This is a genomic window from Paenibacillus sp. FSL F4-0243 (assembly GCF_037963295.1).
Lineage (GTDB): Bacteria > Bacillota > Bacilli > Paenibacillales > Paenibacillaceae > Paenibacillus_AQ.
Genome location: NZ_CP150151.1, coordinates 429,170 through 449,315, shown reverse-complemented (window position 1 = coordinate 449,315; position 20,146 = coordinate 429,170). Strand labels below are relative to the sequence as shown.

At 44.8% G+C, this 20,146-nt stretch carries 19 protein-coding genes; 5 read left to right on the top strand and 14 right to left on the bottom strand.

Annotation, left to right across the window (positions count from 1 at the left end):
• Window position 1: 1 nt before the first annotated feature.
• Both NSS87_RS02010 and NSS87_RS02005 read right to left on the bottom strand, forming a co-directional pair.
• Complete coding sequence (locus NSS87_RS02010) at window positions 2-1,717, bottom strand: ABC transporter ATP-binding protein (RefSeq protein WP_339244458.1); 1,716 nt, start codon at window positions 1,715-1,717, stop codon at window positions 2-4.
• 310 nt (window positions 1,718-2,027) lie between these two features.
• A complete protein-coding gene (locus NSS87_RS02005; RefSeq protein ID WP_339244457.1) occupies window positions 2,028-4,280 on the bottom strand; it encodes a beta-L-arabinofuranosidase domain-containing protein in 2,253 nt (750 codons plus the stop codon).
• 145 nt (window positions 4,281-4,425) lie between these two features.
• On the opposite strand from NSS87_RS02005, the gene NSS87_RS02000 reads away from it, so the two are divergent.
• Window positions 4,426-5,319, top strand: coding sequence for a helix-turn-helix transcriptional regulator (locus tag NSS87_RS02000; protein ID WP_339244455.1), 894 nt, complete (start codon window positions 4,426-4,428; stop codon window positions 5,317-5,319).
• Between the two features lie 72 nt (window positions 5,320-5,391).
• Here NSS87_RS02000 and NSS87_RS01995 read toward each other — a convergent pair whose 3' ends face one another.
• From NSS87_RS01995 to NSS87_RS01985, 3 genes are all read right to left on the bottom strand, one after another.
• Window positions 5,392-6,948 carry a sigma-70 family RNA polymerase sigma factor gene (locus NSS87_RS01995; protein WP_339244454.1) on the bottom strand — a complete coding sequence of 519 codons (1,557 nt, stop codon included), beginning with the start codon at window positions 6,946-6,948 and terminating at the stop codon, window positions 5,392-5,394.
• Between the two features lie 85 nt (window positions 6,949-7,033).
• The gene (locus NSS87_RS01990; RefSeq protein WP_339244453.1) at window positions 7,034-7,363 is read right to left on the bottom strand and encodes a carboxymuconolactone decarboxylase family protein; all 330 of its coding nucleotides are present in this window, start codon (window positions 7,361-7,363) and stop codon (window positions 7,034-7,036) included.
• Window position 7,364: 1 nt separating this feature from the next.
• Window positions 7,365-7,769 carry a tautomerase family protein gene (locus tag NSS87_RS01985; RefSeq protein ID WP_339244452.1) on the bottom strand — a complete coding sequence of 135 codons (405 nt, stop codon included), beginning with the start codon at window positions 7,767-7,769 and terminating at the stop codon, window positions 7,365-7,367.
• A 110-nt stretch (window positions 7,770-7,879) separates the two neighbouring features.
• On the opposite strand from NSS87_RS01985, the gene NSS87_RS01980 reads away from it, so the two are divergent.
• Both NSS87_RS01980 and infC read left to right on the top strand, forming a co-directional pair.
• The gene (locus NSS87_RS01980) at window positions 7,880-8,785 is read left to right on the top strand and encodes a LysR family transcriptional regulator (RefSeq protein ID WP_339244451.1); all 906 of its coding nucleotides are present in this window, start codon (window positions 7,880-7,882) and stop codon (window positions 8,783-8,785) included.
• A gap of 60 nt (window positions 8,786-8,845) precedes the next feature.
• Window positions 8,846-9,364, top strand: a complete 519-nt coding sequence (infC, locus tag NSS87_RS01975; RefSeq protein ID WP_339244450.1) for a translation initiation factor IF-3 — start codon at window positions 8,846-8,848, stop codon at window positions 9,362-9,364.
• Window positions 9,365-9,472: 108 nt separating this feature from the next.
• Here infC and NSS87_RS01970 read toward each other — a convergent pair whose 3' ends face one another.
• From NSS87_RS01970 to NSS87_RS01930, 9 genes are all read right to left on the bottom strand, one after another.
• Window positions 9,473-10,174, bottom strand: a complete 702-nt coding sequence (locus NSS87_RS01970) for a histidine phosphatase family protein (RefSeq protein WP_339244449.1) — start codon at window positions 10,172-10,174, stop codon at window positions 9,473-9,475.
• Between the two features lie 18 nt (window positions 10,175-10,192).
• Window positions 10,193-10,795 (bottom strand): response regulator transcription factor, encoded by a 603-nt coding sequence (locus NSS87_RS01965; protein WP_042184310.1) that lies wholly within the window; start codon window positions 10,793-10,795, stop codon window positions 10,193-10,195.
• Window positions 10,792-11,946 carry a sensor histidine kinase gene (locus tag NSS87_RS01960; RefSeq protein WP_339244448.1) on the bottom strand — a complete coding sequence of 385 codons (1,155 nt, stop codon included), beginning with the start codon at window positions 11,944-11,946 and terminating at the stop codon, window positions 10,792-10,794. The genes NSS87_RS01965 and NSS87_RS01960 overlap by 4 nt, the downstream gene beginning before the upstream one ends.
• Before the next feature lie 4 nt (window positions 11,947-11,950).
• A complete protein-coding gene (locus NSS87_RS01955) occupies window positions 11,951-12,685 on the bottom strand; it encodes an ABC transporter permease (protein ID WP_042184306.1) in 735 nt (244 codons plus the stop codon).
• Window positions 12,686-12,687: 2 nt separating this feature from the next.
• On the bottom strand, window positions 12,688-13,596 hold the full coding sequence (locus NSS87_RS01950) for an ABC transporter ATP-binding protein (protein ID WP_339244446.1): 909 nt from the start codon (window positions 13,594-13,596) through the stop codon (window positions 12,688-12,690).
• A 194-nt stretch (window positions 13,597-13,790) separates the two neighbouring features.
• The gene (nfsA, locus tag NSS87_RS01945) at window positions 13,791-14,543 is read right to left on the bottom strand and encodes an oxygen-insensitive NADPH nitroreductase (RefSeq protein ID WP_081951009.1); all 753 of its coding nucleotides are present in this window, start codon (window positions 14,541-14,543) and stop codon (window positions 13,791-13,793) included.
• Between the two features lie 31 nt (window positions 14,544-14,574).
• Window positions 14,575-17,037 carry a heavy metal translocating P-type ATPase gene (locus NSS87_RS01940; protein ID WP_339244445.1) on the bottom strand — a complete coding sequence of 821 codons (2,463 nt, stop codon included), beginning with the start codon at window positions 17,035-17,037 and terminating at the stop codon, window positions 14,575-14,577.
• Window positions 17,038-17,150: 113 nt separating this feature from the next.
• Entirely contained in the window at window positions 17,151-17,351 is a 201-nt protein-coding gene (gene copZ / locus NSS87_RS01935) for a copper chaperone CopZ (protein ID WP_042184300.1), read from the bottom strand.
• A 53-nt stretch (window positions 17,352-17,404) separates the two neighbouring features.
• Window positions 17,405-17,677 (bottom strand): metal-sensitive transcriptional regulator, encoded by a 273-nt coding sequence (locus NSS87_RS01930; protein WP_231573462.1) that lies wholly within the window; start codon window positions 17,675-17,677, stop codon window positions 17,405-17,407.
• A gap of 377 nt (window positions 17,678-18,054) precedes the next feature.
• On the opposite strand from NSS87_RS01930, the gene NSS87_RS01925 reads away from it, so the two are divergent.
• A complete protein-coding gene (locus NSS87_RS01925) occupies window positions 18,055-19,575 on the top strand; it encodes an MDR family MFS transporter (RefSeq protein ID WP_042184296.1) in 1,521 nt (506 codons plus the stop codon).
• A 5-nt stretch (window positions 19,576-19,580) separates the two neighbouring features.
• Window positions 19,581-20,144, top strand: coding sequence for a PadR family transcriptional regulator (locus tag NSS87_RS01920; protein ID WP_042184294.1), 564 nt, complete (start codon window positions 19,581-19,583; stop codon window positions 20,142-20,144).
• Window positions 20,145-20,146: the final 2 nt, after the last annotated feature.

Genomic DNA, 20,146 nt, shown 5'->3' with positions numbered 1-20,146 from the left:
TTTAATCAGCATTTGTAAACGATATTTTTCTATTCCATAACGCTTTAAAAGCTTCGCAATGTTCTATTAAATCATCAAACTTTCCTTCACCCACGACCGAGCCTTGGTCCACTACCAGTATCTTATCAACGTCTTTTATAAAATTTAGTCGGTGGGCAACAATAATGATGGTTTTATCCTTAAATTCCTGCAAAATCGTCTCCATAAGGCTTTGCTCCGTAATATTATCAAGTGCAGAAACAGGTTCATCTAGAATTAGAATGTTTCTTTTCTGAGCAATGATTCTGGCAAAAGCTAATCGCTGTCTCTCCCCGCCTGATAATTTAACCCCTTTTTCACCTACCAAAGTGTCTAAACGATCCGGTAATTGGCTTACCTTTTCTTGCAGATGAACCTTTTCCAAAATCTCATACAACTCTTCATCGGACAAGGAATGCTCATCAAATATAATATTGTCCCTAATCGTAGCGTCAAAAATCGGCGTGTCTTGTGATAAGTAAGAGATATGATCATAGTAGCTATCCAGATGGATCTGATCGATATCCTTACCGTCCAATAAGAGTTCACCTTTGTCCTTTTTTAATAAGCCTACGATTAACTTAATCAGAGTTGATTTCCCGCCCCCACTTAATCCGACAATAGCAACCGACGTTCCTCGTGCAATCGAAAAGGATAGATTATTCAAGATCTTCACTTGCCCATAATCAAAAGATACATCCCTAAATTCAATATTACCGTGGATCTCAGTGATAACTTCTCCTCGTTCTAGATTCTTATCTTCTGGGGCATGAATAAACTCTTCAAATCTCTTGTAGGTCACTCTATTCAGTCTGTAATCTACAAAGAGGACATTGAAGATAGCAATCGGCGAATAAATCTTATCAATAAACATAAACAAAGCGACCACAACACCAAGTGACGTCTCACCTGCGACAATGCTTTTCACACCGTAAATTAAAACAACGACTTTAATAATCGTGACAAACAACTCGAATATCGCGAAAAAAGCTTCATGGATCATTTGTAACTGAGCATTTTTTTGAATGATAGTGCGTGCAGTCTGGCTTAATTTATCGATCTCTTTCTCATATCTTTTGTTCGTTCGGAAGACGACTAATTCCATAAATCCACGGATAGAGAATCTGGACATCTTTTCTTGTTCCTGTAGAATGGCCGCCTTCCTCGCATACAGAAATTTCAACAGCAGATTCGTTATCAAAAAGACGACCACATAGCCAGCAGCAATCACTACCATGATCCTTAAATCATAGAAACTGATAAAGATAAGACTGAACAGAAGAGTGGGCAATAACTCATGTAATGTTTTGAGGAAAAAGGAGAAAATCATGCTGTTTCCAGCCGCTGCTCCATTCTCGATCACTTTAATCATCTGACCTGTGCCCATATCCTGATAGGCTTGATAGTCGATTTTGGATATTTTAGATAGTGCAAGTATCTTTAACCTCTCCGTTATACTGTTCGATAAATACACACTAGGGTATTCATCCACATAATTTAGGATCACCACCCCAGCCAGCAAAAGGCCGTACACCAAGATTAAATTAAATAGCTCACCAAAGCTGTTGATCACCGTGACCTTGTCTAATATTTTTTGAAACACTACAATGCCTAAACTACTCAGCAGTTGAATAGTAAAACCCAATAAAATATAACCGCATATCCACCATTTCAGGTGAGCTAGACTCTTTTTCAACATATCGTTAATCCCCTATCTTTTAATTGAATGCAAAAAAGCCAGGCAACCCCACCATCCAACTGTAAAAAACCATCCACAATTAAACGGTTCTCAAAGTTAAATAGGTTAAGTGCCTGGCTCTATACAAAAAGCTGCCTATGGCACCGTTCAAAGCTCTAGTTAATGTAATCAAAAGGGTAGACTCCCCCCTTGATAGCTGGTACGCGTTTGACCCAGCCCGATAACTAGTTACTTCGAACGATACGGAAAGACATCCATTTCACCCCAATTAAAAGAATTGTTCCTATTATAATTCTCTAATCCATATATTTCAAGAATTACGTTTGACGATACGTAGTCCTGCCACTTGGCCCACCTTATATCCTTCATGCGAAGCGAACTTGATCGTAACCGCTGATTTGCTCCTCGTGATCGTCTGCGGAAGCTCGTAACGAATGGTCTCCAGCTTGTTCATCTCTTCAGACTCAAGGACGCCTAGCCCAAGTTGCTCCCCATCTGCCGTAATATCGAAGGCCACCGAAGTATCGTTGGACTTCAAATACGTTACTACCAGATCTACTTGCTCCTCTGGCAAGACTTCCATCGTGAAGGAGAACCAGCCATTGATCCAGCTGTCGCGATACTTGCGGTTGTAGATTTTTCCTAAGCCTACATACTCTCCTTCGAAATTATGGTCGCGTTCGGGCTGCATTTCAGCAGGTTGTATCGAATCGACGGTTAGCTGCTCAAGCAGCAAATTCTTCTCTACGGCCTCGCGATATTCAACCTCTACCAGCTTCCATTCCTCTGGCGTGAACAAATCCCAATACACCGAATAACGATGATCATGCATAGGGTAGAACGGACGAAGCTCATGGTCTCCTGCATATCCTAAACCTTTCATCCGGAACACATTTTTGCTAACGTTAGACTGAATCAAGCTATCCGTTAGCGTCTCGCGATCTCCAATTAATACAGAAGTAAGGGCACGATCACTGCCTAGCTCAGCATTTATAGGTCCAAAATCACCTGCAAGCACAAGCGGTCCATAGAGGAATGCAATTCGGTTTGGATTATCCGGCATGGACTCGATTCTTACCGACATCGGAATATCATATTCGACAACGTCCCCATCCTGCCATACTCTATCCAAAGCTAGGTAGCTGGATTTGCCCACATTCACTTGAATGTCTTCACCATTTACTTTAACGCTCATGCCTTGCTCAGCCCAGTAGGGGTATCTTAGCTTCAATGTGAATTTAGTTGGTTTCTCCGTGCTGATACGCAGGGTGCCTAGTCCCTCTTCAGGGAACTTGGTCTCTTGCTTCAAACTAATGCCTTGCTCTTTCCAAGTCACTGTTGAAGGTGCGTACTGATTCACATACAGCTCATCTTCACTATGGAAGTAAATCGCTGAGCCATACATAGAATGGCTTTCCATTCCTGAGCCTACACAGCATGTAAAGCTCTCAAACTGGGAGTTGAACGACTTATTTCCACCCATTTCGAGGGATACAAAATAACACACACGTCCATCAACCGGCTCCTGAGAAGCTAGGATATGGTTATACATTGCACGTTCGTAGTAATCCGCATATGCGGCATAAGCATCCCACTGGAACATATGCTTGGTCAGCTTCAGCATGTTGTAGGTATTACACGTCTCACATGACCCCTCTCCCAATCGGTCGTTCAGCTTATCCGGTTCGCCGAAATGCTCATTATAGCTGTTGCCGCCAATCACGTATGAATGATGATTCACGACCCGATCCCAGAAGAAGCGGGAAATACCTGCATAATGCTCCTGCCCTGTTACCTCATATTGTCTAGCAGCTCCAATGATTTTTGGAATCTGTGTATTAGCATGTCTTCCAGCTAGGGTATCTTTTTCTATAGCAAGATCATTTAGCACTTCCCCATGATAAAAGCTTTCCGCTAACGTGAGGAAACGGTCATCGCCAGAATCCTCTGCCAAATCTGTGAGGACTTCATTCATACCGCCGAATTCACAACGCAGCACCTCTTGGATCTGATCTTTATTCAGCCCTGCAAAAATATCTTCAAGCCACATTCCAAGCTTCGTTTCAATAACGAGCGCCTTCTGATTTCCGGCCAATCGATAAGCATCACGAAGTCCCGCAAACAGCTTATGCATCGTGTACAGCGGTACCCAGCCACCGTTGAGGTCAAAGCCCTGTGAGCGAATGTCGCCTACCTTCACTTCCTCAAACAGCTCTTTGCCACGAGGAATCCCGGAAATGAAGCCATTACCATGCGCATCCTGACAATGCTCCAATTCGTCTACTACATAATTCACGCGGGTGAGCAGCTCTTCATTCCCTGTAGAGGCATACATTAACGCACATCCAGAGATATAATGGCCTAGCGTATGGCCGCTAATGCCTTGAGATTCCCAGCCTTCATAGTGAGCAGCCTTAGGCTCTAAGCCAGCATATTGGCGAAAACGCGACAGAAGCCGATCTGCCTCAAGCTTGAGTAAATAATCCGTATTTAACTCCATCGCATGGAGAAGTGGACCTGAATCAATGCGTACATTCTGCAAATCAAAAGCTTGCGTCTTCAATGAAATCGCTCCCTCGCAATCTTGTCAGGGTGATATGACAAGTGTATATTTGTATCCATAAGATAACATCGGAACGTTGATTTGTCGGTAGATCAGCCATACAAATGGTGGACAAATCCGACTTATTAATTGCTAGGAGGACCGCATGACCTATTTGAAAATAAATGCAGATATACCTGTTCATTTTACTGCGGCAGGTGAATTCATCTCAGAAACGCCATGGAAGCATGTAGAACGTGCAATGGGCAATTATGAGCTAATCATAGGCGTGAATGAAACGGTTTATTTAAATGAGGAGACCAAAAGCTTCGAAGTAGGCCCTGATGAAGCTCTTTTGCTTATGCCTAATCGCACGCATGTCGGCTATAGAGAATCACGGCCCGGGGTTAAGTTTTATTGGTTTCATTTCGAGCTGAAAAGCGAGGGTTTATTGCTGAGTGAGGAGGAAATGAAGCCTGAGGCGGAAGAAATCTTTTCGCGCACACAGCGCTTATGGTCCGTACATGATCTATATCTACCACAGTTCATAAAGATCGAGCACAGTGACCGGATTCATATCCTGGCGAATCAAATCCTCCATGTGGCTAACTCAGGATATTTGACCTATTCCAGTGTTAATTATTTGTTGACCTCACTCTTAATTGAGCTATCTGAGCATGCGCTTCAGCCGTTCGCCAGTAAGCTAATCCGTGCGCAACAAGATGTCACCTTTGTAAAAATAGCCGAGTGGACAAGAATACATGCAAGTGAACCTCTTACGGTGGCAATCATCGCGGAGAAATTCAACTACAACAAGGATTATTTAGCTCGGCTATTTAAACAACATACCTCGATGGGGCCTTTGGAGTATATTCATTCCGTACGTGTGACTAAAGCGAAGGAGCTGCTAACCAGAACCGCCCTCAGCGTGAGGGAAATCGCGACAGAGACGGGGTTCACCGACGATAAATATTTCATGCGCCTCTTCCGAAAATACGAAAACATGACACCTACCCAATATCGTAACGCCTATCATAAGACGTTTATGAATAATGATTGAAGAAAAGAAGCTGCCTCTAAGTAGCATTCACTACTCTTGAGACAGCCCCTTCTCTAAATTACATTCTCTATATTATTGAATCGTTTGCGAAGAAGAATTCCATCGCCAGCGCGGAGTTGGTCCTTGCAGATGAACCCCGCCATACCACTCATCGATTCCTTTTTTCTGAACCCAGTCTTCATTTCCAGCCAATACACTTTTGCCTAGCTCGGTTAATGCAAGCTCGCAGTCTTTGAATGGCATTACTGGATCGTTATAACCAGGAAAATCATTGAACCCATAGGTTTGCAGTAACGGATATGGATCTTGTGCCATCTGTCTTAGAATATGCCAATATTGCAGATCACCCATGCCTAAGATATGAAGTTTATCTCCCACATTTTTGAACAACCCGTAAGGGGAGTTAATTCCAGCATGAATCATCTCCAGAGTCATCTGTTCAACAATACCAAGTCCATTAGAGGTCGATGGGAACCGAGATAAATGCGCTATGAAGGCGTCATATGCAAATGGCAATGCGGACGTATCCTTAGTTAGTAGCTGTTGTAATGATTCTGGATTCGGTGATACATAGGCTTCCCAGAGTTCTTGGCCTACCTTTAGCTCCTTGTCGCCGATTAACTTCCACGTTCCTGATAAAGTCTCCATTTGCTCTACAGATAGTTGTCCAAGTCCTCGAAACAGCTCAATGCCGGGATATTCTCCAATGCACAATAAACTTAGCTTCGTGGATCCCTTCTTCTGCTTCGAGAACCAATGGAGCAAATAGCACAGCATCGTCTGATCGAATAGATCATGCTCGAACCATAATACAACTTCATCATATTTATGAAAATCAGCTAAAATCTTTTCCTGTTCCTTACTGATCTGTATAAATTCCTTCTGCGGAATCCCCATCGTTTGTTCTAAATAATGCGCTCTTACTGAGCGGTTATTCTGTTCCCCAGGCTCTAAAAAGACCGGACCATGAGAGTAGACCTCTCTCCATACTAGTACATCACCTTTCACGATTCCTTGCCGCAGCTTCTCTCCCACTACATCTCCATTTACAATATGAAGCACACCTTTTCCTCCTTCGTACAAATGATTGAACACGGAGAGGACATCCGCAACAGGTAGCGCACCCTTAAGCTTGCGGCGAGCATCAAAGAGTCGTTTCTTCAATACCGGGACTGAAGTCCCCAGAAAGTCAGCAATCTCTTGAAGGGAATATCCCTGAAAATAATATAATTGAACGGCGATCCGCATATTGGATGTCAATGCAGCTATAGACTCGTGAAGCAGTCGCCGCGCTTCTTTTTTCTCAATAATGTCCGCCACACTAAATGAAGATTCTGTCGCTTGCGCAGCTTCATCGTAGGGTAATGCAGGATGCTGCTTTCTTCGCAAGATACGATAACATTGCCGCACCACAATAGCTTTAAACCAGCCCGGGAATGCCTCTACTGCTCGTAATTTATTCAAATGCAAAAAGGCTTCTGTGAAAGCTTCCTGTACAGCATCCTCCGCTAATTGGTAATCGTGGAGCTTTTCGAACGCAACTGCATTTGCCATCGGTGTAAAGTGCCTAACAATCTGTTCAAAAACTTGTCGGTCTCCTTGTTTAGCCTCTTCGATATACTGAAGCATTTTCTCCCCCGCTCCCTTCTTCCGTATTATATACAAGTGCCAATGAACTTCCTAAAGGTTACGGATGGGATTGAAAAGTCAGACGTTATTTATTTTTTTCGATTACATCCTTTGCAATCTCTAAAGCTGAAGAGGCTCGCGGCCAGCCTACATAATAAGCAAGGTGGGTAATGGCCTCCACGATTTCTTCAAGTTGTAATCCGTTCTCTAAAGCCAAGCGCAAATGATAGGGGAGTTGTTCCGTCATGCCCCCCATCACCAAAGCAGAAATCGTAATCATGCTACGATCCCGAAGTGATAACTGCTCCCGTCTCCATAAGTCCCCAAATAACACATTTTCCGAGTAGTCGACGAATGCTGGAGCGAACTCCCCTAACGAATCCCGTACATTTGTGACGATTTTCCGATGCGCCATATTACACCTCCCTAACCGGAGGTTGTAGCATTTGAGCAACACCGTTACCAAACGACCAATCTTCGAATTCCGTGTCGACGAGCACAATGAATATATCTTCTTTTCTGATGTTTAGCGTCATCGATAATTCCTCGGCTAACATCGCGTAAAAGCTTGTTTTCTGCTCCGTCGATCTTCCGGATTTTAGCGTAACTTGGATATATATCAGTCCGTCGCTTCGTTCAATATTTAAATAATCTTTACTATAAAAAAACTCCCCCGCTTTATGCGCATGAAAAACCTGAAACAGATCATCCTCCGGTACATGGAAATGCTGAATTAACGCGCTCATAATCGCTCTACATATTACTTCTAGCTGATGAATGTCGTATTGTTGCTCCAGATAACTGACTCTAATGAATGGCATTTTAATTCACTCCTTCTTTGGAATTCTTTTATTGTACTCTCAGTATTTTGATTTATATAATTGAATAAGATAATAATCTTAATCAATTATACCGATAGAGGTGACAATCGATGGATCTAAAAGAACTGATGGCTTTTAAGACCATCCTTCAAGAAGGCACTTTCTCACGTGCTGCCGAAAAGTTGAATTATGCGCAGTCTACCATTACCAACCAAATTCAACGACTTGAAAAAGAACTGGGCATACAACTCTTTCACAGAGGCTGGGAAGTAGAACTGACAAGTGCTGGGCAAGTTTTTGCAGCAGAAATCGATAACCTTATTCAACATTGGAACTATGTATCAGAACTCACCAAGGCTTTACAGCATGACGAAATTGGCACACTTCATATCGGAGGCATTGAATCCATGATGGAATCCGTCCTACCGAATGCCTTGCGAAAATTTCATGAGCAAAAACCAAAGATGGCATGTAACTTCATTCAGGGTAACACTGATTCGCTCTCACAACTTGTTCTACAAAGTGAACTGGATTTCGCCATCTGCGGTGAGCCGTCCGACCTGTCTTTCTTTTATTTCGAACCGCTCTATCACGAGAAAATCGCTTTTATAGTAGATGAAAATCATCCTTTAAGCGGACGAGACGATATTTCATTTCGAGAAATTCTTGAATATCCAATTATAGCTGGAGGACGCACTTGCTTATATTACCTTCGGTTAGCTAAGCAATTTTCGAGATTCGAATCAAAGCCCACTTTATCAACCATAAACCAAATTTCTGCTATTCCTCATTTTGTAAGAAAGAACCCTGGGGTGGGGGTAGTGCTTGATTCGACAGCATTAATGACAGATATCGTAAAAATAGATGTTGAACTAAGCGAGCCGTTCATTCAAGTGGGTATATTACAGCGGCGCAACCGAGAATATCTAGCAACATCATCTAAAAAACTAATCCTACAAATCATAAAAGAAGAAATTGAGAGGATTAGTAACGCTAATCCTACGCTCCACATTTGAACCTCAAGCTAGTTCCATATATGATAGCTATATCATTGTTCTCAGGGAGAATTCACCCAAGTGGCTGTATTAATTAACGAACAAATTAGAGCATCCGAAGTAGTACTTACTGGACTTAGAGGTGAGAAGCTGGGGATTGTGTCCAGAGAAGAGGCGCTGGCCATGGCTCGTTCAGCAGGTGCTGATCTGGTATGCACCTCACTAATGAGCAGCCCACCGCCCTGCAGCCTAACTGCAAAGGGCAAAGCAAAAGCGGCCGCGCAGAAAGAAGCAGCCTCAGCACGCAAGGCTAGTGGTGGCTCAGCAGTAAAGGGCGGCAGCAAGGAGAAGGTCAAAGAGCTCCGCTTCACGGCTCATATTGAAGAGCATGACTACGATACGAAGCTCCGTCAGGCTGAGAAGCATCTCCGCTCCGGCAAGCCGGTGCAATTAGTCGTGAAGGCATCCGGCGCCAAAGAAGCGGCTGCCTCCAAGGCCGTATTGGAGCGACTAGTGACTGACTTGAAGGAAGTTGGAACGAAGGACACTGGCATCCAGACAGGCGGCAAAGGTTCACAGGTGAAATTAAATCCACGGTGAAGAGTGGCCTATTCGCTCCGATCAAATAGAGCTAGTAAAAAGGCCATCCTCTGTGGGATGGCCTTTCACTTCATAGGCAATGTTCTTACTCACTCTTAAGCATTCACTTTAAACATGATTGCCCATTAATCCCCTCGGGCGATAGTTCATGCCGCCAGCATAAAGGTGGGAGACATCTCCTAGTCCAATACATCTAGGAACCGCAAAGTGCTCGCTGCGCTCTTCAAACAAGATCGTCGTTACCGAGCTTGGCGCTAACCAAAATACGGACCAAGCCAAAGCTAAAGGAATCTGTAATAAATGAGCTAGCCATGCGAGACCAAAGCCACCATGGCATACTACTCCAATATTCTTGGTAGAAGGCTCAAGGATCCGATACAGGCCATCTTCTCTTTTATAATGGTGTCGGAGTAAGAATTGATCTGAAGCCGCTTGTAATTCGCTGAACCGCAATCTGTATTCCTCTTGCTTCAACCAATGATCTGTTTCATCAGACCATACTCTCTTTCCACTCGATAGTTCGCTAATATGTTCTCCGGGGCTATCCCAAATAGACGACAATTGCCCATCTAACATAATCTCTGTCCAATCCAGTTCACAAGTCCAAGGTTCTGTCTGAATTACAAGTCCCGTCTCTTTGGCCACATAACTGGCTGTTGTCTGTGCTCTACCCAGTGGTGAAGCATATAGTTCATCCAGACCGATAGATGCCATGCGTTTTCCTAGTGCTGCTGCTTCCTGATGCCCGAATTCTGTTAGACCATCTATGGAATAGTCCGGGTCACCATGACGAATCAGAAATATTTGCATAATAATGCCCTGCTCCCCTCAAATCCAGCCTTTTTCCTCTGCCAGTCGTACCGCCTCAATTCGACTTTTCACTTCCAGCTTATTGAGTATTTCTGAAATATAATTGCGAACAGTTCCATAAGAAAGATGTAGCGAAAAAGCGATCTCCGCCGCCGTTTGCCCTTCACCAGCCAGCTTTAAAATCTCTCGTTCCCGTGCTGTTAGTGGATTCTCTTCCCGCAGGCTACCAAAAACTAACTCGGGGGATACCTCCCGATGTCCAGCCATGACACGGCGAATAGATTCAGCCAGCTTATCTACAGGCTCGTCCTTCAACAAATACCCTTGTATACCAGCCTTCACTCCACGCTCGAAATAGCCCGGACGGGCAAAGGTAGTCAAGATGATAATTCGAGTCGGACAACCTTTACTCCGCAATATTTCTGCAACCTCCAGCCCACTCTTGAACGGCATTTCAATGTCCATGAGACATACATCCGGCTGAAGCCTGTCGATTAAAGCTAACGCCTCAGCTCCATCACAAGCCTCTCCGACGACTTCGATATCATCCTCAAGATCCAGCAGGGATGCCATCGCTCCCCGAAGCAGACGTTGATCCTCCGCTATAACGATGGTTATCATGCACTCTCACCTCCTGTTGCTTCCTTAACGATTAGAGGGATCATAACGATCAGCGTAGTTCCCTGACCTTCTTCTGAGCTTAACGACAGAGAGCCATCAATCAGGGATAGACGTTCCGCCATCCCCTTCATACCATTTCCATCACTAAGCTCACCATTACATCTCTCACCGTTCTGGAGACCAATTCCGTTATCTTTAACGGTAACTCGAACTTCACCGGCGGTCTTTGCCACCCCGATGAAGCATTTATCCGCTCTACTATGCTTCACAATGTTAGTCACCGCTTCTTTGATACAGAGGCTGAGAATATTTTGCGTCAGATCGGATACTCCCTCTAGCGAGATATCCCCTTCCACTTCCAAGGCAATCTCCGCCGTGCGCAGCATCTCCCCAGTTTCTGCCAGTTCTTCTGCTACTGAGATCGCACGCATTTCCGACACTAGCTCGCGCACCTGACGGAGCGCAGCCCGCGAAGTACGCTGAATTTCCCGCGCTTCCTCTTGGGCTCGCTCCGTATTTTTGGTCACCAGCTTCTCTACGAGTTGGCTTTTTAATGTAATTAAGGACAGCGTATGCCCGAGGGTATCATGCAAATCACGAGCGATTCTCATGCGTTCCTCACGCTTCACCAACTCTTTAATCACCTCATTAGCTTGATCTAGCTCTTTCTCCAGCTTCTGATGTTGATGCATGGATCTTACGCCGAATGGCATAATCAGCATAATAACGATAAACGGGACTAAGAACATAATACTAACCCATTCCAACTCACGGCCTACTAAGACCAGCACCGAAAGTACCATGACCACAAAAGAAGTAAATGCAATTTTAAACCCTTTATTCTCCGTATAATAAGCTATAAAATTCACGGTGAAAAAGCCCATATACAGATTAAAGGGCGTATAGAACAAGCTAAGCACCACGATGATCACCATTTGAGTCGTTAACCAAACATTAAACACGCCACCCCGAACCCAATACAGCTGGCGATAGCTGATGGCAAACACCGCTATCATAATCCCACCTAGAATGAGCTTCACTCCAGTCTCCCCGCGCAAATTCAGGATGGGCAAAATCAGATATACAGCCCATACATAAGGGAAAAACCCCTGACTTCTCGGAAATAACTGGAACTTTCCACGCTCAGTCATTACTTTACACCGCTTCCTGTTTTTTTCGAATATAAACCGATAGTAACATAAAAACTACCAAATATCCGAGCAAAATCAAGACATTACTCCAATGCGGGGCTGAACCACGTACAATCTCCCACGCCCCATTTCCATAGTTATAAGAAGGTAACCAATGACCAATCTTCTGCATTAAACGTGGTAAAATCTCAATTGGCATCCACATGCCCCCCGCTACAGCAAGCGCCATATAAATCACGTTACTGACTCCACTAGCCGTATCCACCCGTTTCATAGCACCCACAAGCGTACCAATCGCCAAAAATGGAAGGGAACCGATCAGAATCCATAGCCCACTAAGCACCCATTGACCCGCAGATAAGGAGACACCGTTGATTAAATATCCTGCGGCAAAAATACAAATGACCGAAAACAGATGCATCATCGTTTGCCCGAACATTTTTCCGAAGAAATAGACGGAACCCGGTAGCGGGGTAATCCGAATAAAGGTAGTCCAGCCTTGTGTTCGTTCTTGCACTAAACGGATGCCTAGCGTCATGATCGCAGAGCCCATTACACTAAAGGTTGCCATCGACATTAAGTAGTGAGCGCGCCAAGTCGGGTCATCATTACCTGTATTAACCACGCGGGTGAAGATGAAGTAGAACATAATGGGCATGAGCAATGACCAGAATACGTAATAAGGATTACGGATGATCCTCAGCATCTCGGCTTTACACTGTACAGTAATTAATCTCATCTTTAGATAGCCTCCTCTTGGTTCATGGTCAATTGTTCAAAAGCGTCATCCAAACGTCCCTGATCTATACGAACATCCTTCACGGGAAGTCCAGTAACAAAAATCGCTCGCAGCGCTTCATCCGTATCGTCTGTCGTCACATGAATTCGGCCCTCTTTTTCATAACAACCCTCAATAGCGGTTAGTTCCAGCAGGCTCCTGCGTAATTTTGATCGATCACCTATTGGCAAAAAGGACAGCGAACGCTTCACAATCCGCGATTTAATCTCATCTGGACTTCCGTCTGCAACTAAATGGCCTTTGCTAAACAATAGAATACGATCCGCAATATCTTCAGCTTCCTGTAAGTAATGTGTCGTGAACACAATCGTCTTGCCCTGCTCCGCAAGTCCACGAACCGTATCCCAGAACCGCCGCCGGGAAGTAATATCAAGTCCAACCGTTGGTTCATCGAAAAAGATCAACTCTGGATCACCAGCCAGGGCCAGCGCGAAGCCTAGACTACGCTTTTGACCGCCCGAGAGCTTCTCGGCGTATCTATTCAGATCCCCTGGCGCAAGCCCTGTAGCTTTAATTAGAAACTCCATATCCATCGGCTGTGGATAATAGCTACGGATCAGAGCAATGATCTCCCGAACCTTCAGCCGATCCATCACACTTACCTCTTGCAGCATCGCACCGGTCTTTTCACGTACCATTTTATCTTTTGGATGTTGTCCAAATATTTTCACTGTACCTTCAGTGGGTTCTAATAGCCCCAATAACATTCCCAATGCCGTTGTTTTGCCTGCTCCGTTTGGTCCAAGAATAGCTGTAATCGAACCTTTGGCAATGTTGAAGCTGATATTATCTACTGCTTTCTTATCCTTATATAATTTGCTAACTCCATTCATCTCAATAACACTGTCCATTTCGTAACCCCTCCGATTCCGAATGCGTTTGATCTATTTCAATCATATGGAAAAAGGAGACCTGACATTAGTATGGACTGTCATTTCTTTAAGATGACAACTGTCACCTTCATGCCTCAGGGTACGAAAAAGAGGTTGCCCTACCCGTAGTTTTAACTACGAATAGGGCAACCTCTTTAATCGAAAATACTAGATTACCTCTTAAAGAATCCTTTTCCGAGCAGGAATTCCTTCATATGCATTCGCGCTGGCTGTGCCAACCGTTCTGCCATAATCACAGACCAAGGTGTATCCTTGGCACCATGCGTCCGCTCACGCATATAGTCTGAAGAGACTTTATCGTAAGTCTTGACCTGCTCCACTGTCGTTTCGGCATTGTAGCGATTGCGATGTAGAACAGCCTCTAATGGCAGACGCGGACGCAGGCTTGTGGCTCCATCAGGATAGCCCACACACATTCCAAATATCGGATAAACCAATTCGGGCAGTCCAAGCAGCTCAGAAACCTCCGCAATCCGGTTACGGATTCCGCCGATATAAACAATCCCGAGCCCGAGTGATTCCGCAGCCACAGCAGCATTCTGAGCAGCAAGCGCAACATCAACGGTAGCTACAATAAGGTTCTCCGTAGAATCTTCATACGATGTCTCTCCCTGCAAATGAGGTTTTGTGACCTCACGCAGTCGATATAAATCCGCGCACCAGACCAAAAAGACTGGGCATTGTTCGATATAAGCCTGATTACCCGCTAATCCGGCAAGCTCTGCTTTTAGAGCCGGGTCAGTCACTGCAATAACACTATAGGCTTGTACACTGCTGGAAGTCGAAGCCATTTGGCCTGCTTCAATAATAGCTGCAAGCTGCTCTTCACTTACTGGCTTATCCTGATACTTACGGACAGATGCATGGTTCATTAATAGAGATATTGTCTCGTTGTTTTCTTGCACAGCGGCCACTCCTTACATAGTTAGGTTTCTCTTAAAGCTTTACCCGCTGCAAACGAAGTGCATTCAAGACGACGGACACAGAACTGAATGCCATCGCAGCTCCAGCTAGCCATGGAGCCAGAAATCCGAGTGCAGCAATCGGTATACCTATTGTATTGTATGCAAGTGCCCAGAACAAATTCTGCTTAATATTACTCATCGTTTTACGGCTCATCATAATGGCATCGGGTATGCTCTTCAGATCTCCCCGCATCAGTGTAATATCTGCAGCCTCCATTGCTACATCCGTCCCTGTACCAATCGCCATGCCCGTATCTGCAGTAGCCAGTGCAGGAGCATCATTGATGCCATCCCCAACCATAGCTACCTTTGTCCCATTCCGCTGCAGCTTACGAACTTCCTCCGCTTTGCCTTCGGGTAGAACCTCTGCTAACACTTTTCGAATACCTGCTTGCTTCGCAATAGCTTCTGCGGTGATTTTATTGTCACCTGTAATCATAATGACCTCTATGCCCATCGCATGAAGCGCAGCTACAGCTGCTTTAGAGGTTGGCTTAATCGTATCCGCCACAGCGACAATCCCGGCAATATCATCGTCCACCGCTACAAGCATAGCTGTCTTTCCTGCCTCTTCCAGTCTCTTCATGACTGGGGTCCACTCTGTGATGTCCAATTGATGATCTTCCATCATACGCCGTGTACCCACCCTAACTTGTTGATCGGAGACAACAGCCATAATTCCCCGTCCAGGTACATTATCAAACTGTTCAGCGGTGGGTAAGATCAAACCTCTGTCAGCGGCTCCTGCTACGATTGCTTCCGCAAGCGGATGTTCTGATAATTTCTCGGCTGCCGCAGTTAAAGCTAATAGACGATTCTCTGCACTTTCTTTACCATAAGCGGCAATTCCAGTGGTAGTCACGATATCAGTCAGCACGGGCTTACCATTTGTAACCGTACCTGTCTTATCCAAAACAACGATCTTAATCCCTTGTGCGCCTTCTAAATGCTCACCACCCTTGAACAGAATACCAAGCTCCGCAGCGCGGCCCGATCCCGCCATAATGGAGGTCGGCGTTGCAAGACCTAACGCACATGGACAAGCGATTACGAGCACCGCAATAGCTTTTTCAAGGGCATCGGCAAATTGACCAGGTGCTGCCCAGAAGTACCAGACCAAGAAAGTGATCATCGCAATGCCTACAACAATCGGTACAAAAATACCTGAGATGACATCCGCGATCCGCTGGATCGGCGCTTTGGAGCCTTGGGCCTCCTCCACTACTCTAATGATTTGAGCGAGAGCAGTGTCTCTTCCTACTTTGTTGGCTTTAATTCTTAAAATCCCATTCTTATTTAATGTAGCACCGATAACGGTATCTCCAGGTTTTTTCTCTACAGGAATACTTTCTCCGGTCAACATAGACTCGTCCACAGAAGAGGAACCCTCTACTACCTCGCCATCCACCGGCACCTTTGTTCCAGGCTTCACCAATACAATATCACCGGGAATCACTTCATCTGTCGAAATATTCATTTCTTTGCCATCGCGGATCACGAGAGCCGTCTTTGCCTGAAGCCCCATTAAGCTCTTAATAGCGTCAGAGGAACGTCCTTTGGCTAGCGCCTCGAACCATTTACCGACGAGGATGAGCGTGATGAGTACAGCACTCGTCTCATAATACATTGGGGCGGTATGATTCATTCCCTTCATACTTAATGAATCAATCGTCAGATAAAGACTGTAGAAATACGCTGCTGATGTCCCCAGTACGACCAACACATCCATATTGGCACTTCCGTTACGAAGTGCTTTATACGCGCCTACGTAGAACTGCCAACCGATGATAAACTGTACGGGGGTCGCCAGAACAAGCTGAAACGAAGGATTCATAAATAACTCCGGTGTTGGAATCCAGCTTGTGAATGAGAAATGACCTGCCATCGCCCATAACAATGGGAAAGAAAGAATAGCAGAAATGATCCACTTCCACTTCTTATGCTGAATTTCCTGTACACGACGATCCACATGATCCTTGCGGTCTTCTTTAAGAGTAGCTTTATATCCGATATTGCTTACCTTCTCCATGATCTCTCTTGGACTAATATTACCGGGAGTATATTCTACATGTGCCGTTTCCAGCGCTAAATTCACATTCACTGCTGCGATCCCCGGCGTACGACTCAACACTTTTTCGATCCGCGCCGAGCATGCAGCGCAGGTCATGCCTGATATATCAAAATCCGCGGTCTCTTTGACGGTATCATAACCAAGAGCGCGGATTTTATCTTCAATTTGTGGTAACCCTGATACAGAAGGATCGAATCCGACAGTGGCTTGTTCCAAGGCTAAATTTACATTTGCGCGAGAAACACCCTCCATCCGGGACAAACCTTTCTCAATTCGAGCTGCACAAGCAGAACAGGTCATGCCTGTAATCTGTACGGTCGCTTGCTGTTCATTGGGTGAAGCTGTTATTTTTAACTTATCCATGATTCCAAAGCCTCCTCATACCCCTATAGAGTATGATAATTTCTATAAAAAGAAAAGGCATTGGAGCTTATGGCATTCCCATACAGCTCCAAGCCTTATTACTTTGCTTCAAATTAAACTACATCATACCCTTGCTCTTCAATAGCTTCTTTAATAGCTCCAAGGCTCACCTTGTTCTCATCATACTCAACGGAAACTTTTTTAGCAGCAAGATCAACTTTAGCAGTAGCTCCAAGATTACCTACAGCCTTCTCTACAGAGTTGACACAGTGACCACAAGACATTCCTTCAACGTTTAATGTAGCGTTCGACATTATAATTACCTCCAGTAAATGTTATGAAGCCATGCTCAAGGAGCATTAGCTTATTATTTCATTAATTTGTTAACCGTAATTAGCAGCTCATCGATAACCTCATGTTCACCGGCTTCGATTCGTTCAATAATACAACTCTTCATATGCCCTTCCAGCAGCATCTTACCAACACCGTTTAGTGCCGCTTGAACCGCTGCGAGCTGATTGAGCACATCGTCACAATAAGTATCCCGCTCTATCATACCCTTTATCCCGCGGATCTGGCCTTCAATCCGGTTGAGGCGAGTATTCAAACCATTTTTGAAATCTGTCGAATGATGACTCATTCGTTCTCCAGATGCTGAAGAATGACAGTCAGCTTCGCAGGATTTCTCAGTTTGTTCTTGCTTACTAGTAGACATAAGAATCAGCCTCCTTGCCAATAATATAATATACCCCCGTAGGGTATGTCAAGAGGCGTTCTTTATTTCCTATCCCCCAAATCCCATTTTTTCAAGCTTAAACGCCTGCGGTGTCCTTATAAGGACGGTAAGCGTTTAAGCGAGAAATATAAGACATATAGTATTGTGTGAAACTTATACTTCTTATATTTGAAAAAAACTATTGCTACCCTATTCAAATTTGAATATAATAAATTTTGCTTCTAACCTATGAACATTTTTTGAACGGATTTATCACTATTAGAAAAAGGAGCCTGCGAAGCATGCATACTAAAGAAAGTAATCTTAAACTCGTAGTTATCGGCCTGCTGCTCGGTATTCTGATGTCCGCGATGGACAATACCATTGTAGCTTCAGCTATGGGAACCATTGTTTCCGACCTTGGTGGTCTGGACAAAATCGTATGGGTCACTTCGGCCTATATGGTCATGGTAATGGCTGGAACCCCTATCTTCGGCAAGCTCTCGGATATGTATGGACGTAAACGTTTCTTCATGTTCGGACTGATTGTATTCCTGATTGGCTCAGCACTGTGCGGTACTGCAACCAGTATTACACAACTAAGTATTTACCGGGCAATTCAAGGAATCGGCGGCGGTGCACTAATGCCTATCGCCTTCACCATCGTTTTCGACATTTTCCCTCCTGAAAAAAGAGGAAAGCTGACCGGCCTTTTCGGAGCGGTCTTCGGAATCTCCAGTGTACTCGGACCATTATTGGGTGCATATATTACCGACTATGTAGGCTGGCAATGGGTATTCTACATTAACCTTCCGCTCGGAATTATTGCACTTTTTCTGATTGCAACTTCTTACAAAGAATCGATCTCTCACGCTAAACAGCGCATCGACTGGGGCGGAGCCTTCACTCTCGTCGGCGCCATTATCTGCCTAATGTTTGCGCTAGAACTGGGAGGCAATCAATACGCTTGGGATTCCAGTGTCATTCTCGGCTTATTCGCCGGCTTCGCTGTACTCTTGCTGGCATTCATCCTCATTGAGAGAGTGGCGGCTGAACCTGTTATCTCGTTCGCGATGTTCAGTAAACGGTTGTTTGCAACAAGTAGTGTGACAGCCTTGTTCTATGGCTCTGCCTTTATCGTAGCCACCATCTACATTCCTATCTTTGTACAGGGCGTATTTGGCGGCTCCGCTACGAATTCTGGACTGATCCTCATGCCGATGATGATCGGTACGGTCGTGGGCAGTCAGACCGGTGGGCTACTTACAACCAAAACCAGCTTCCGCAACATTATGATCCTATCCGCAGTCTGTTTTGTAGCAGGCGTCTACAGTCTAAGCACTTTATCACCAGATACCTCCCGTCTCATGCTTAATGTATTCATGGCCTTAACTGGATTCGGCGTGGGCTTCTCCTTCTCCGTGCTAAGCATGGCAGCTATCCATAATTTCGATATGCGCCAACGCGGTTCGGCAACATCAACAAGTACCTTTATGCGCTCGCTTGGGATGACGTTGGGGATTACGATCTTCGGTATTATTCAGCGTAACAACTTCACTAGCAGCATTAGCGAAGCTTTTGGCGGAAGTGAGCAGTCAGCAGCCTTCGGCGATCCACGGGCAGCCCTGACACCTGAAGCAAGAGCCAAGATTCCACCTGAAATTTTAGAAAAAATATCTAGTGCACTGTCCTCTTCAATCGCACATACCTTTATGTGGGCCATGATTCCTGCCGTCCTTGGTTTAGTCTTTGTGCTGCTTATGCCAAAAGACCGCCTCACCATTCCGAGTAAAACTGCTCAGGCGTCCGAGGGTAAAAGGTAACGATTATGTCGATGAAATTGGCTATTCTCGGACTATTGCTTGAACGAAATATGCACCCCTATGAAATTACACTAGTCATGAAAGAGCGCTCCATGGACCGGATTACAAAGCTCCAGCTTGGGTCTCTCTACTATGCTGTCGATAAACTTGCACAAGATGGTTATATCGAAGCTTTAGAAGTGATTAGCAGCAGTGATCGCCCAGACAAAACCATTTACGGTATTACTGAGCAAGGTAAAAATTTATTCGAGCAGTTAATTCTACAGCAAATTAAAAAGAACGAGCCCTTCTATCATCCGATGTATATGGCTCTAGCCATGTCCCGTCATGTTGATCAAAACAAGGTGGAGAAGCTGCTCGAAGAACGTATTCGTGAAACCGAACATCAGGTGAATCTGGCTTATCAGGTATATGAAGAACATATTCCTATTGTTCCTCGTTCCGCCCTTCATCTCATGTACGGCACCTATGAACACACCCTTATTGAACTAAAATGGCTACAACGTCTCTATGATGATGTTGTAGCACGCAAGTTGAATGACATTGGAACACCACTTAATACAGAGTAGAG